This is a genomic window from Flammeovirga agarivorans, from assembly GCF_012641475.1.
Classification (GTDB): Bacteria; Bacteroidota; Bacteroidia; order Cytophagales; family Flammeovirgaceae; genus Flammeovirga; species Flammeovirga agarivorans.
In genome coordinates this window covers 14,194-28,881 of record NZ_JABAIL010000006.1, presented here as the reverse complement: position 1 = coordinate 28,881, position 14,688 = coordinate 14,194, and the positions used below count along the sequence as shown (strand labels likewise).

Here is a 14,688-nt window from a genome sequence, read left to right as displayed (position 1 = left end):
TCAATAGATCAAAAAATTGTAGTCTAGTCAGACGATTAATTCGCCCTTGAAAGTGGTTGGTTTTGTTGTCGAATCAACGCTTTCAATTCCTTTACTTTTTCAGGATATTTAGCCGCTAAATCTTTCTTTTCGTAAGGATCCTTATCTAGATGATAAAGTGCCCATTTATATACTTTCTCTTGTGTTTCGAAGTCACTTTTTTCTATATCTCTTTCATTGATTAGCTTCCAACCGTCCTTAATAATCACATCTTGAGACACACCCGTTGTACATTTGAAAAATATAAAATCATGTGATTTCTGCTTGCCTTTTCCAAGTAATGTAGGAAGATACGAAATGCCATCAGTCACCTCAAGATTTACGCCCATCAAATCAGCTACAGTAGGCATAATATCATAATCAGTGATGATAAAATCACTTTTCTTACCTGCTTTAATATGTTTGGGCCATTTTGCGATGTAAGGAATGGTAATCCCTCCTTCATGGTTATGTCTTTTGATTCCTCTTCTTCCTAAAGTCCCCTCAAAAATATCTTCTCCTTGATGATGACCATTCCAATACTCCTTTTTCTTTTCCTTTTTCACTTTGCTTTGATCAAAAGTATTTGAGCTGTAATCATAAACGATATCAGGATCCTTTGCATTTGGATTCATGTTTACATAAGATTGAGGTTCATGACCGTTATCTCCTGTAAAAATCACTACGGTATTGTCCGAAAGGTTTAGTTCATCTAGCTTATCTAATAACTTCCCCACCGACTGATCTAGTTTATAAATCATCGAAGCAAATACCTGTTCTTTTTTGGTCCATCCTTCATGACCTTTATATTTAAAATCTTTTGGGGCAATAGAAGCTGGACCATGTGGTAATTGCGTCGCATAGATCATAAAGAAAGGTTCGTCTTTCTTCTCTTCCATATATTTCAAAGCATGATCTACCCAAACATCTTCTACATACGTCATATTTTCTCCTCCAACCAATGGACAATTAGGTTCTCTTTTGGTTAACTTCGGATTGTTAGGCAATGGAATTGTTTCCCCATTTAATCTGTAATAAGGAGGGTAAAAACTCCAGCACATCACTGCATCATACAAACCCACATGATAGTCGAAACCATAGCTATCAATCATTTCTTTAGTATCTGAATACCCAAAACCCAACTTACCAATATAAGCCGTATTATACCCAGCACTTTGAGCCATCTGCCCTATATAATAATGTCCTTGATTGCTTTTGATCGTTACCTTTTTATCAAAAGTTGCCTGATCTATTACTCCAATTGACAACTCATTTTGTAAACCTCCTGGAGTATGTCTTGGAGCATGACCATTGTGTAAACCCGTCAACATTGAAGCTCTCGCTGGAGAACAAACATTTGCTCCGTAAGCACTTGTAAAAAGCATACCGTCTTTGGCTAACTTATCAATGTTAGGTGTTGCGATAAGCTTCTGACCATAACTTCCTAAAACGCCTGGCCCCAAGTCATCACAATAGATTAATAATACATTAGGTTTCTCTGATTTCTGTGCAAAAGCATTGCTAATCAGAACCGATAAAAGGAATAAATTGTATATGAAAAGTTTCATTGTTGGAGTTCAGATAGTTGATGATAATAGGCTAAATATATAAAATATACTTAGCCTATTTGTTCTATTTATTATTTCAGTTCTTGATCTAAATCTTCATTAGAGACCGATTTATCAATAGCATCTTGGAATTCATTGTCAAAGCTAATTGTCTTTTGAACAGATGCATCTCCTCGTTTTTCATGAGGATAGATTCTTCTCCATTTTGAATAATCTCCACCTATCCATTTCATAGATTTCATTGTTGGAGTGTCTCCTTCCCACTTCTGCTCTACCTTCATAGAGTTATTAATATTTGAAGCAGGGAATATGGTTAATTCTGTGATTTCATCCCAATCTTTCAATGGCTTCTTACCGTTTGTTCTGAAATCTTCAGCTGTTAAAGTAATTGTATTTAACCCTTTCTCAGGCAAGTTCACTACTGCATAAAAATTCTCTTTTCTTCTACCTGTGTAATTTTGCCAAGTGTTGGTTTCAATACCAATTGCTACCTTATTATTTGCCTCAGTTGTCTCCAATTGAATTTGCAATTTCCCGCCTTCAGGTCCCATAAAACAAGGATCCATTAACTTACGAGTACCAAACAACCAATGGCGATAATTATGCCTGAATAACGTATACCAATCTTGCATATCATCAGAGAAATCATCGATCACTGCGTGTCTTCTTTCCGTTGCTTTTACTTTGGCTGCTTTGATATCTTCTGGGTAGGCTATTTGATATTCCGAACTAATCGTAAAAAAGTTCGTTTCCTCTTTTCCTGGATAAGAAGGAATAGTGCGTTCTATTTTATAAGTGATATTCGCAAAAGCAAATAATGGTTCGTCTACATCAAATACAGGACACTCTGCCGAATACTTCCCTTTCTTTTCAGTGACGTTAACTGCAGTATGGAAGAAACGGTTTCTAGGGTCTCTGCTGTATCCATAAAAAATCTCTACTTTTTCTATTGGTAAATCTGTTGATTTATCTACCTCTACTGTAAACACAGGGATACCTTTCTTCGTCTTTAATTTTAATTCTGAAGATGATGTTTTCGGGAATTTGAAATCACCCTTTACATGTGCATCCATCCAAAGGAAACGGGCAGCATTGGTCTCTTCCGTAAACCTGTGATTTAAATGAGGTGTAAGTACCAACATATTCTCCGTACCCTCTGGTAAAAGAGACATTGATTTAATGATATTCTCCGTTGGAGAGTTGAAATCATTCGTCGCTCCCAAAAACAAAATCGGTGTTTTAATCAAAGGCCAATAGGCATGTGAAGCAATTGTTTTTTGGTATAAATCTAACCCATCGTCTTCTCTCATATGTCGTCTACTCTTTGGCAAACCCCACATATCATTCATTAAATATCCAGAACCACCAACTGACGGAGCTGCTGCTTTAATTCTATCATCATTAGCGGTCATTACAGTAGCAAAACCACCCATGGAATGGCCTTCTACACCAATTCTATTCGGATCTACCTCCTCTCTTTCTTCTAAGAATGTAATCGCTCTTCTTGCTGAAATTGAGATCGGCACCCAACTACTATTAAATGGGTTTTCCTCTTTATACAAAGTATGTTCTCTTGGCTTTACTTTATTTTCAAAACCAAGACCTTCTGCTTTTCCTAAGAAACCCACAGCCAAACCGTCCCATTCTGTATTTGGCAAACCGTTTTCAAATGGCTTTTCTCCCCAGTTAATACTGATGCAAGCATAACCCATTTTCATCCAAGTTTCTACTCTAGATTTCTCTGCTTTTTGTCCACCTCCATGAATATGAACAATGCCCGGTACATTTTTAGCATCCTTAGGATAACCAAAATAAGCCGCCATAATTGGATTAGCTGAACGGTTCGTCCCTTCTAATTTTCCAACACTGTATCGAACATATTCAATAGTACCGTAATTGTTCTCCCATTTTTTGATCACCTCTATATTGAGATCTTCCGCTCTGGGATCGTAGTCTTTCCAAACATCTGAGGCAGATTTTTGAGCATTTGATTGTAGGAATAGTCCACAAATCAATAAAAGAGTAGTCAAATATTTTATTATCAGTTCTTTCATTTCAAGTAATTTTCGATTGTACGTATTGTGTGTTAGGTAAAGGTATATTGAATACTAAAACTTGATAGGTTTAAATATTTCAAAGCTTTGCTGATAATTAATGTATCATGTTTTTAGCCCAGTTGAGGGTGTTTTTATAAAAAAAGCCTACTCTAGATGTAGGCTTTCTATAATATCTAAAGTAAAGAATTACTTACTTATTTTGTATCGCCATCGATCATGAAATACGCGCCTGCCCAACTTGCATGGTCTCCACCTTTGTCACCATCTTCTTCATCTACAATTAACGTAATTTCTTTCTTGCCTTGAACATCGATTTGTAATAACTCCGGCTTCTGCTTTTGACTTCTGATAGGTCCGCTATTAAACACTTCTTTGTTGTCTACTAAAATTCTCATTCTAATAAGACCTCCATTTGAATCATTGGCACCAGGTATTACAGCAAAAGTCTTATAATTTGACTCAATAGGGAATACTAATTTTGACGGTGCATGTACACCCAAACCATGGTTATATTTTTTTCCTGAGATACTGATTTTACCTCCTTCAATACCTTCATCGTTCATTACTTTCCAGAAAGAATCTACTAAAGAAGCTTTTTCTTTTGTTAAATATACTTTTGCACCAGGTAACTCATCATCTTCTAACGATTGCTTAAACGCTTTAGCATATTTTGCATCCTTTGGAGCATTTTCTTTCTTACCTTCAACGAAAAAAGCTTCCGCCCAGTCTGCATGATCCCCGCCATTCTCTTCTAGTTGATCTACCACTAATTCTAAGCTGGAAGCACCTTTTACATCAATGGCTACCATTTTAGGCATATATTTATCCGACTTACTTTTGATGTTACCCGTAGTAAATACTTCTTTGCCATCAACTAAAATATTCATTTTTAATAAACCTTGGTGGGCATCATCAGCACCAGGTACTACATAGAAAAACTCTGCCTTCGGTGGTACTTCATAAATAAGCTTTGATGGTGCGTGAACACCAAGACCTTTTTTATATTCAACACCTTTCATTGTTAGTTTTTCGTTACTAACGGCTTTATCTTGATTAATTTTCCAATAAGAAGAAGTTGCCCCTACTGTAGCTGTTGACTTTAGGTATACTTTCTTACCTTTCATTACCTCTACTGCTGCTGCAGTTTCTCCTGTTGCTGCTTCTTGTGCAAATACATTTAATGATGTTGCCACAAAAACTGAAGCCGCTACTATTAATTTCTTTTGAATCTTCATTTCGGTTGTTATTAAAAAGTCATACTTTGTTGATGTACTCTTCCCAGTAAAAAGTTTAAAATGCTGGTGTCTTCCATCCTGTTAAAATCTATCCTAAAGGTAGGTATTGTATCACATCTGGCTTTTCTCTTATCTTTCATTTTATATAACAAAAGAATAGAGCTTTAAAATAAACAGTAATTACTAATTGATTAATGAATTGATATTAAGAAACTTATGATAAATCGTTTAAAAAATGTTTGTTTATAGACATTACCAGTATCGCAATGTAAGTAAAAATATATAGGAGAAAAAGGGGATAGGTATAATTAACAGTGTTATCAGCAATTGAAAGGAAATAAAAAAAGAGGTCCCAATTTGGTACCTCTTTAATAATATACTTATTATATCTAACTATGATTATATCACTATTTCGCTATTATGATTTTAAATTTTCATCAATTACCTCTGCAAGAATCGGATAATTAGCATCCGTTTCATCAAACTCTTCTCTTAAATGGATCAATTCTGACTTCAATGATTTAACGACTTCTGCATATTCCTCCTGACCATAAACATTGTTGAGTTCATGAGGATCATTTTTTAAATCATATAATTCCCATGCCACAGGTGTTTCAAAATTATAGTCACCTCCCCATTCACCTTCATGGTTTTCTGGGTCATAATGTTTTCCATAGAAAAAAATGAGTTTATATTGTTTTGTTCTAACACCAAAGTGAGCAGGGTTGGCATGTTTATGAGCCATATGCATCCAATATCTATAGTAGGTTGACTTTCGCCAATCAGTCGGTTCATTTCCTGTTTCTAAAATAGACGCGAAAGACTTTCCATGCATTTTCTCAGGAATATTACTCTGAGCAAGGTCGATTAGTGTTGGTGCGAAGTCGGTATTATTGATAATCGCATCAGATTTAATGCCTTTTTGGAACTTCTTAGGATAACGTACAATAAATGGCATTCTCATCGATTCTTCATACATCCAACGTTTGTCTTGATAATCATGTTCTCCAAGCATCATTCCTTGATCACTAGTATAAATAATGATCGTATTTTCTAACTCACCTGTAGTTTCCAAGTAATTCAATAAACGCTTAATATTATCATCAACTCCTTTTACACATCTCAAATAACGTTTTAGGTATTCTTGATAAGAAGCGTGTGTATAAGCATTTCCTGTTAAAGACTGATCTATCTTTAAATCCTTTCCCATATCTCTACCTGTATTACGTTGAGATATCGATGATCCAATTTTATGGATAAGTGCATTGTCCTTTCCTTTTGTTGCTATAGATCCATTATTTTTATTATCATATAAGCTTTTAGGTTCTGGAATTTCAACATCCTTTAAATACTCCTCATATCTCGGTGCGTATTCAAAGAAATCATGAGGTGCCTTAAAATGGTGCATTAAGAAAAATGGTTTCGATTTATCTTCTCTATTTCTCAACCATTCTAATGATATATCGGTAATTCTATCAGAAGAATGTCCCTTATATTTCGACGTATTTTTGGGCCACTGTTTATCTCCCCTTTCTCTAAATACAGGATTAAAATATTTTCCTTGTACAGGTAATACTTTATAGTAATCAAAAGCAGCAGGTTCTTCAACTAAATGCCATTTACCAATCATAGCTGTTTCGTACCCGGCTTTTCTCATTTCTTGAGGTAAATACTGATTTTCTGGAGATAATTTTCCACTTAAATCCAATACTCCATTGGTCTGAGAATATTGTCCTGTTAAAATCGTAGCTCTTGATGGTGTACAGATTGAGTTGGTACAAAAAGCGTTTTGAAACAATACTCCTTCTTTCGCTAATTGATCAATTGTCGGTGTAGGGTTTAATACACTAAGTCTACTCTCATATGCTCCAATGGCTTGCGAAGTATGATCATCCGACATAATGTACAAGATATTTGGTTTCTTCTCTTGCTTCTCTGATGAACAAGAAGATAGAATACTCAATGCTACAAGTATTAATAAGTAAGTTTTTGCCATGTTTGTAAATAGTTCATTCATTTATACCGATCACAACTTACAACGATATAGTGTTATACATCAACCAATTTCTAAAGTATGAAGTTTCACCCCCTAATTTATCGTTGATATGCCCCCACTAACTATCTTGATTTTGTTTTTCACCTTTAGATGCCTTGTCAATAAAGTATTGCCTTTTCTTCTCTTCTTTCAATACATTTTCTGCATGAGGGTCTTGCCATTTTGCAGGAACTGTTTCCCCATTCCAATCCTTATACATTTGTGATAATTTTTGAGCGACCTGTTTTTCACTATCAAATAAATCGTTCGTCTCATAAGGGTCTTTGTCTAGATCAAAGAGGAAATGTTTCTCTTTATACCCAGAGTAAATCAACTTATAATTTTTGTGTCGTATGGCGTATCCTGCTCCATCCGAATACCTCCAATACAAAGTCTTATGTGGATCTCCATTCTGTTTTTCAGTAAGAAATGGCAATAAGTCCACCCCATCTACTTTCTTTTTAACTTTTAATTTTGCAGCAGATGCGACTGTTGGGAAAAGATCTAATGAAGAGATCGGTACATCATACGTTGTGTCACTTGGTAATTGCTCGGGCCAAGAAATAATAAAAGGAACTCTTATACCGGCTTCAAACAACATACCTTTATGTCCTCTGAATGGATACCCACTTGCTCCCATAATATGTGGGCCATTATCACTTAAGAAGATAATAATTGTGTTTTCATATACATTTTCTTCTTTTAACTTTTGAACGATTTTACCAATACCTATATCCATCCCTACTACTAATGAGGCATAAGCTGCTCTTTCACCATCTTCGATGTGACTTACTTTGTTCAGATATTTCTTCGGTGCCTGTATTGGTGCATGTGGTGCGTTATAAGCCAAATACATAAAAAATGGGGAATCACTTTTTGTATATGCTTCTATATAATTGATTGCTGCTGTACTAAAATCATCGGTCAGGTAAGTGAGTTCTTCTTTGTCTACAGGTTTACCATCTTTCAAAATACCATGGATTGGATCATTATTCTTATAATTTCCCCAATAATCAGAATGACCACCATAGAAGCCAAACCAATGGTTAAAACCTCTATTATTGGGCCAAAATCGAGGATGATCTCCTAAATGCCACTTCCCAATTGCACATGTTTGATATCCATTTTCTTGTAAGAATTCTGAAAGAAGTTGTTCATCTAAAGGTAAACCGTCATTATCTGTTGGGTTAACGTAAGGTATATTATTCTCATGCCCAAATTTCTGTTGGTACCTTCCACTTAACAAACCGGCTCTACTTGGACTACAGTAAGGGTGACTAACATAGCCTTGAGAGAAAGTAATTCCATTTTTTGCTAAGGCATCCAAATTGGGTGTAGGGATATCAGAACCATGAAAGCCTACATCAGCCCATCCCTGATCATCAGAAACGATAATAAGAATATTAGGAGATTTACTTTTTCTTTTATGATCATTACCCAAACTATTCAAGGCTATCGTCATAAATAAAAGAGTACATATAAGCTTCATCGTTGATCAAGATTAGAGGTTTCAAAAAGTATACATCCAACCTAACTCAATAAACAATGCTTTTCAGAAAAAATTCTATCTTCTTCCTTACCTGTAAAAAAGAGCCCTCTAAATTGGTCGATTAATTTCCCTGAAGTATGTAAACACAAAAAAGCCCAGAAACTTTTCAATTCCTGGGCTCATATATATCTAGAACTTATTAATCCATTAACATTCTTCCGAACGTAACGTTTTTTCTTTGGATTCTAATCAAGTCTTCTCTATTTAATGAGAATAAACCTTTCTCTAATGATGTTAGATAATAGCCATAAGCTTTTCTTAAATTTCCTGTTCTTAGGTAATAATCACCCATAAGTTCGTAAGCTTCTGGATTATCTGATATCTGGATAGAGGCTTCAATCCATTGTTTTGCTAATTCTAAATCTGCATTCCAATTAATACAAAACATGGCTGCTTTATTTAATGTCTGCCAATCATTTTTATCTGCTGAATTAACCATTTTGATCAGTAAAGACATTTTTTCTTCTGCCGGTGCCTCTTCTGCAGAAACTGTATTAAAGGATGATAACAGTACAAAAAGAGACAATAGCGTTGCTGAGAATAGAGTTTTCATAATGATGTTATTTTAAGAGTAATATAATATGTTTGCACACACTACTACATAAACTACAAGTGTACCAAAAAATTATAAAATACTGAATTTCAGTTATTTATACATGTATTTTAAAGTATATCAGAATAGGTAAGTGTTCGTTAACGTTCATTAAATATTACATTCTGTTTGATTATGGAACACTCTAAATAAAAAAGCGGCCTACCCTTAATTTAAAGGATAGACCGCTTTATTGTTTCTTACCGTACTAACGTCTAGTAGTTATGATAGTCTACTTTGAGTATGTAACTCTTTTCTGATATCATATTTCATATCTGTTAGCACATCGTTGAGAAGTTCTTCATCAATAGTGTACGAAGATTGGATCTTTTTCTTGACATTTGAAAACAAGATAGTTGCAGCAGAATAAGAATACTCTGTCGCTGTTTGTAGAAGCTGAGATTCTTGTGCCACTTCTTGTTCAATCAAGTCGGTGATTTGTTGCTTATTCATAGTCATTACACAGTTAATTGTTCTAGAAAAGTAAAATTTATAATACTAAAGGTGTCTTGCTATAAACATATTTACTTTTACCGAAAACTACAAATAATTTTTATCACACGAACTTCAATAAATGATAATAGAGAGAAACAATTATTAATAAAATGAACTCACTATTAGCACTTTAGAATACTTTATCATAAAGTTTACGTTCTGCATTCTTTACTACCTCTTCATCCAATTCAAAAATTTCAAATACATTATTCTGAATTGTATTGGCCATATCACCCGTTGGTAAATTATTACAATCTAAACCAAATGGGTCTTCAATTTCTTCACCCATTAACTCTATCCCAACAAAGGCGAACATTACCAACATCACTACCGGAATAGACCAAAACGCCATCTGAGGTGCTAGTGCAAATGGTAACAATAATCCATAAGTTGAAATAAATACTTTCATAAAGACTGCATATGAAAACGGAATAGGAGTTTTTTTAATTCTCTCACAAGCTCCTATGATATCCAATAACGATTTATGAAGAGGTCCATAATTTATCAAATCAGGATCAGTAATTAATTTCTCCCTATGCTGGTGAACAATAGTCTCATATATTTCATGAGTAATTGCATTCGGTACATGTGCTCTTTTTCCATACTTCTTATGGTCTGATTCCGTTAAATGAATCAGTTGATCTAAATCTGTACCTTGTCTTAAATGTTCCACCATAGCATGGCAAAAATTACTAATGCGTACTGCCAAGTAAAAGCGAATACCCTTATCTTCTTTGGGTAAAATGGTATGTGCATAAACTGCCAAATTTCTAGTATTATTGATTAATGCCCCCCATTGTTTTCTTCCTTCCCACCAACGATCATAAGCACTGTTAGTTCTAAATACCAACAAAATACTTAGTACTACACCAAGAAATGAAAATGCCGAATTGATTACACTTTGGTCTTTTTCAGGAAAAAAATTCAGATGAAGTAACCATACTATAGTGGTGTATACACCAAAAAATAGCACTGTTCTCATTACTCTCACCATGGTCCAGCTTTTAGCTAGGTGTTTAATGTCGCCAAACCAATTGTCATTTGCCTTATAGATAATCATATTTAGAACTCACTTAAATATTTATGAACTAAAGAAATACTCATTGCCCCTTCTCCAACAGCTGAGGCTACTCTATTCATTGCACCAGAACGGACATCTCCTGCCGCAAAAATTCCCGGAATAGACGTTTCTAAAAGGTAAGGATCCCTTTCTTCTTTCCATTGGGCTTTAAAGGTGTTTCCTGTCAGGTCTCTACCTGTTTTTACAAATCCTTTTTCATCTTTTGTGACAGTTGCAGGAAGCCACTCTGTATATGGTTTTGCTCCAATAAAAATAAATACTGCCTTTGCCTTATGTTCTTCTTTTTCTTTAGATTTTATATCTTCAATCACTAAGCTATCTAACTGTTCAGATCCATTGGCTTTTACAATTTGAGAAAACGGTTGAACGGTGATATTTGGTGTTGCAGCAATTTGATCAATTAGATATTGAGACATCGTGGAGGAGAGATCCTCTCTACGTATCAATATTGTTACATGGCTAGAAAACCTAGATAAATACATGGCACCTTGACCTGCAGAATTTCCCCCTCCAACAACAAATACAGGACAATCTTTACATGAATTGGCCTCAGTCGTTGCTGCTCCATAATAGACCCCAGCACCTGTAAGCTCAGGTAATCCATCAGTCATTAACTTTCTATAATCTACACCTGTAGTGAGTACAATACTTTTGGATTTGATTTCTTCACCACTCTCCAAGGTTAATACCTTATACTTATCAACGAAATCGATTTTTTTTACTGATTTCGGGTTCAAAAACTCTATCCCAAATCGGGTAGCTTGTGTGATCGCTCTTCTGGCTAAGTCTTGACCACTTAAACCTTTAGGAAAACCTAAGTAATTTTCAATTCTAGAGCTTGTTCCTGCCTGACCTCCCGGGGCTTTTCTTTCAATTAACAGGGTTTTCAACCCTTCGGAACCACCATATACTGCAGCAGCCAAACCTGCGGGACCAGCTCCAATAATCACAACATCGTAGACCTCCTCTTTCGCTGCATCATTAAAACCTAAGTGTCCTGCTAACTCTGAAGGTGCAGGCTGTTTAACAATAGTACCATCTTCCATAATTACTACAGGAAGATCGGCAGACGTTAATTGATTACTTTCAACAAGTTGAATTGCTTCCTCGTCCTTAGTTACATCCAACCATTTGTAAGGGATCAGATTCGTAGCAAGAAAGTCTTTTATATCATGAGATAATTTAGAGAAAGGGTACCCCATAATGCGTATCCCTTGGAATGCAGGCCTATGGTTTGCTTGCCACTCTAACAGAATATCATCTATAACTGGGTATAATTTCTCTTCTGGAGGATCCCAAGGCTTCAATAAATAATAATCAATTTGTGCTGCATTGATAGATTTAATAGCTGCATCTGTATCACTGTAGGCTGTTAATAACACTCTACCTGCAGTAGGGTACACTTCTTTTGCTTTCTCAAGAAAGTCCACTCCTTGCATCTCTGGCATTCTCTGATCACTCAAAAATAAGGCAATATCTTCTCCTTTATTTTTGAGCTCTCTCACTAAGTCCAACGCTTCTTGAGCAGAAGTTGTAGCTAAAATTTTAAACTCTTTCTTGTATTTATTTCTCATATCACCCTTCACCGCTTGTAATACCTGAGGGTCGTCGTCTACGAGTAATAATATCGGTTTCTTTGCCATCTATATTTTATTATCGATTGGTAGTATTATTGTAAAATTTGTATGTCCAGGAGTACTTGATACTTTGATCTTTCCTTGATGTCTGTCAATTATTTTTTTGGTAATATCCAACCCTAAACCAGTGCCTTTTCCAACGCCTTTTGTAGTGAAAAAGGGTTCAAATATTCGGTTTTGAATTTCTTCAGGAATACCTGATCCATTGTCAATCAGTTCTATTTTTACATTTTCAATATCAAAAGAAGTAACAATTGTAATCACTCCTTTTTTCTCTTCTAATGCATCAATACCATTGGCAAGAATGTTCATCCAAACCTGATTTAATTGTCCTGGCATACCTTTAATATGAGGTAAGTTAACGTCCAACTTAAGGTCTAACTGATGTCCTTGTTTCTGGATTTTATGTTCTAATAATTTTAGGGTGGATTGAATCCCTTCATGAATATCTGTAGTGGTCATATCCTGCCCTCTATCCATATAAGAGAAAGATTTGATAGATGTTATCAGTGATGAAATACGGTCAGAGGAGTCTTTTATATCGTTCACCATTTTTTCTGTGACCAACTGACTTGCTACCCAAATGATTGTTGGAGCGAAATTCTTTTCTCCGGTCACATCAAACATTTCTTCTAATTCATCTTCATCAAATTGATATTCCACTAATGCTTCGACAATCTCATCTGCATCGTTCACATTCTTTTCCTCTAAAAAGTCTAATAGATCGTCTTCAAGGTTACTTTTCTCCAAAGTGGATAATGGAAGTAGATCAGCCTTTAGTTTCGAATGAATCAACTCGTTCACAAAATCGATTGATTCATCATCCACACTCATTTTCATGATGGCTTTAAATTTTTGAGGTACAGATGATAAATGCCTTTTCAGCTCCTTACCACTTCTAGCCATTGCACTAGCTGGGTTATTCAACTCATGGGCTAAGCCTGCACTCATTTTACCTAACGCCATTAGCTTTTCATTCTGTGATGCTTGTTTAGTAAATTCCCTTACTCTAGTGGTCATTGAATGTACCAAGCATTCGGTTAACTCGTAATGCTTGCGAATCATATCTCCGATTTTCTCCTTTGGCAATAGAAAACAATAACTATCACCACAGGAATAACATAAGGAAGAATATTGCTGAATCCTCGAAAAAGGTAATACACCCGATACAGTGTTTTTTCCTACCGTATCCAAGAACTTAGTTTCTTTCTCATTCAGCTGATATACTCTAAATTCTCCTTCGAGAACTATAAACATAAACTCTGCTTTGGATCCAGGTTCAAACAGCTTTTCTTTATTGGTAAACTTTTTTAAAGTACCATTATCAATCATCCATTGTAATTGATCGTCAGGAACATTAGTAAAAGTAGGAATTGATTTAATTTGTTCGACAGTGATAGTCTGCATAGTGTTTTTTGTTTTGGTCTATCTAAAATAGTGGATTTTATACGATATCAAAAGATATTTATGATCATATCCACTACAAGAATTACAACCTTTACTAATTCTTAATTTTAGTCAACAGGAAAGGTCAATCGATTTATAATTTTCATATTTGTAGCCCAAACATTGGTATTATGGAAAAGCAAGAGATTTTAGAGAAATTCGGTGGTAAAAAAATTGACTTCAGTAAGATCAGTTCTTACGAACAGTGGTCATTAAATTTCTTCCACAATAAAGAGATTGTTAGAGAACCTAACTTACAGATGACACTTCAGGTGGATGTAACTAAGGGAATGGATTACTACAAGAATACCTTAAAAAAGATGCAAGGAGCATCATTTACAGGTTTTCTGATGTGGGCACTTGTTCAAAATATGAAAAAACATCCATACTTTAATTACAGAATGATTGAAGGTGAATGGTATTCTTTTGACAATCTTCCTGTTTTTTCTCCAATTGCTGTTGGTGGAGATACTCGTTTTACTGAAATCTTAGTAGAAAACCCTGCTTTCTCTACCTTAGAAGAGTTTTTTGTGAATTATAGAAAATGTGTAGATCGTGCTTTTAACAAAGTAGGTGATGGTAATTTTGAACCTTTACCTCCTATTGTTTGGGCGACTGCTCACTTTATTGGAAACCTTCCTAATTTACAGTTTACAGGATTTCAATTACATGCTTCCGCATTAGACTCTGCAAGGCCATTCTTCTACTTTGGTAAAAGGTATCAGCAAGGAGAAAAATGGTTCATTCCTTTATCTGTTACATTTGATCACTCTAACCTAGATCCTTTTGTACTTTCAGCGTTCATGGAAGACCTAGACAAGATTATTAATCCAGCATAATATAAAAAGATCATCAATTCAGTTTACCCTTTATTGATGATCTTTTCTCTTTTCAACTTATACAGTTTTGTACTCAAAATAACCTATCGATCAAGGAATTATTTCAAGCTAAATGTTGTCATAATAATAGACCTTA

11 protein-coding genes are annotated in these 14,688 nt (G+C 35.0%); 1 reads left to right on the top strand and 10 read right to left on the bottom strand.

Annotation, left to right across the window (positions count from 1 at the left end):
- Positions 1-35: 35 nt before the first annotated feature.
- From HGP29_RS19045 to HGP29_RS19000, 10 genes are all read right to left on the bottom strand, one after another.
- Positions 36-1,586, bottom strand: coding sequence for a sulfatase-like hydrolase/transferase (locus tag HGP29_RS19045; RefSeq protein ID WP_168884016.1), 1,551 nt, complete (start codon positions 1,584-1,586; stop codon positions 36-38).
- Between the two features lie 71 nt (positions 1,587-1,657).
- Positions 1,658-3,640 (bottom strand): alpha/beta hydrolase family protein, encoded by a 1,983-nt coding sequence (locus HGP29_RS19040; RefSeq protein WP_168884015.1) that lies wholly within the window; start codon positions 3,638-3,640, stop codon positions 1,658-1,660.
- Positions 3,641-3,837: 197 nt separating this feature from the next.
- A complete protein-coding gene (locus HGP29_RS19035; RefSeq protein ID WP_168884014.1) occupies positions 3,838-4,878 on the bottom strand; it encodes an NPCBM/NEW2 domain-containing protein in 1,041 nt (346 codons plus the stop codon).
- Positions 4,879-5,296: 418 nt separating this feature from the next.
- On the bottom strand, positions 5,297-6,874 hold the full coding sequence (locus HGP29_RS19030; protein WP_168884013.1) for a sulfatase family protein: 1,578 nt from the start codon (positions 6,872-6,874) through the stop codon (positions 5,297-5,299).
- A 118-nt stretch (positions 6,875-6,992) separates the two neighbouring features.
- Positions 6,993-8,402, bottom strand: a complete 1,410-nt coding sequence (locus HGP29_RS19025) for a sulfatase family protein (RefSeq protein WP_235958329.1) — start codon at positions 8,400-8,402, stop codon at positions 6,993-6,995.
- 199 nt (positions 8,403-8,601) lie between these two features.
- Positions 8,602-9,015, bottom strand: coding sequence for a hypothetical protein (locus HGP29_RS19020; protein WP_168884012.1), 414 nt, complete (start codon positions 9,013-9,015; stop codon positions 8,602-8,604).
- Positions 9,016-9,276: 261 nt separating this feature from the next.
- Entirely contained in the window at positions 9,277-9,507 is a 231-nt protein-coding gene (locus tag HGP29_RS19015) for a hypothetical protein (RefSeq protein ID WP_168884011.1), read from the bottom strand.
- A gap of 172 nt (positions 9,508-9,679) precedes the next feature.
- Positions 9,680-10,609 (bottom strand): bestrophin family protein, encoded by a 930-nt coding sequence (locus tag HGP29_RS19010; RefSeq protein ID WP_168884010.1) that lies wholly within the window; start codon positions 10,607-10,609, stop codon positions 9,680-9,682.
- A gap of 2 nt (positions 10,610-10,611) precedes the next feature.
- Entirely contained in the window at positions 10,612-12,273 is a 1,662-nt protein-coding gene (locus HGP29_RS19005) for a response regulator (protein WP_168884009.1), read from the bottom strand.
- The gene (locus tag HGP29_RS19000) at positions 12,274-13,674 is read right to left on the bottom strand and encodes an ATP-binding protein (protein WP_168884008.1); all 1,401 of its coding nucleotides are present in this window, start codon (positions 13,672-13,674) and stop codon (positions 12,274-12,276) included.
- Positions 13,675-13,844: 170 nt separating this feature from the next.
- Here HGP29_RS19000 and HGP29_RS18995 point away from each other — a divergent pair, with 170 nt between their 5' ends.
- Positions 13,845-14,552 (top strand): CatA-like O-acetyltransferase, encoded by a 708-nt coding sequence (locus HGP29_RS18995; protein ID WP_168884007.1) that lies wholly within the window; start codon positions 13,845-13,847, stop codon positions 14,550-14,552.
- The last annotated feature ends 136 nt before the right edge of the window (positions 14,553-14,688 follow it).

Excerpts from the sequence above, each read along its gene's own strand:
- HGP29_RS19045 (WP_168884016.1), bottom strand. The coding sequence starts at position 1,586 with ATGAAACTTTTCATATACAATTTATTCCTTTTATCGGTTCTGATTAGC.
- HGP29_RS19040 (WP_168884015.1), bottom strand. The coding sequence starts at position 3,640 with ATGAAAGAACTGATAATAAAATATTTGACTACTCTTTTATTGATTTGT.
- HGP29_RS19035 (WP_168884014.1), bottom strand. The coding sequence starts at position 4,878 with ATGAAGATTCAAAAGAAATTAATAGTAGCGGCTTCAGTTTTTGTGGCA.
- HGP29_RS19030 (WP_168884013.1), bottom strand. The coding sequence starts at position 6,874 with ATGGCAAAAACTTACTTATTAATACTTGTAGCATTGAGTATTCTATCT.
- HGP29_RS19025 (WP_235958329.1), bottom strand. The coding sequence starts at position 8,402 with ATGAAGCTTATATGTACTCTTTTATTTATGACGATAGCCTTGAATAGT.
- HGP29_RS19020 (WP_168884012.1), bottom strand. The coding sequence starts at position 9,015 with ATGAAAACTCTATTCTCAGCAACGCTATTGTCTCTTTTTGTACTGTTA.
- HGP29_RS19015 (WP_168884011.1), bottom strand. The coding sequence starts at position 9,507 with ATGAATAAGCAACAAATCACCGACTTGATTGAACAAGAAGTGGCACAA.
- HGP29_RS19010 (WP_168884010.1), bottom strand. The coding sequence starts at position 10,609 with ATGATTATCTATAAGGCAAATGACAATTGGTTTGGCGACATTAAACAC.
- HGP29_RS19005 (WP_168884009.1), bottom strand. The coding sequence starts at position 12,273 with ATGGCAAAGAAACCGATATTATTACTCGTAGACGACGACCCTCAGGTA.
- HGP29_RS19000 (WP_168884008.1), bottom strand. The coding sequence starts at position 13,674 with ATGCAGACTATCACTGTCGAACAAATTAAATCAATTCCTACTTTTACT.
- HGP29_RS18995 (WP_168884007.1), top strand. The coding sequence starts at position 13,845 with ATGGAAAAGCAAGAGATTTTAGAGAAATTCGGTGGTAAAAAAATTGAC.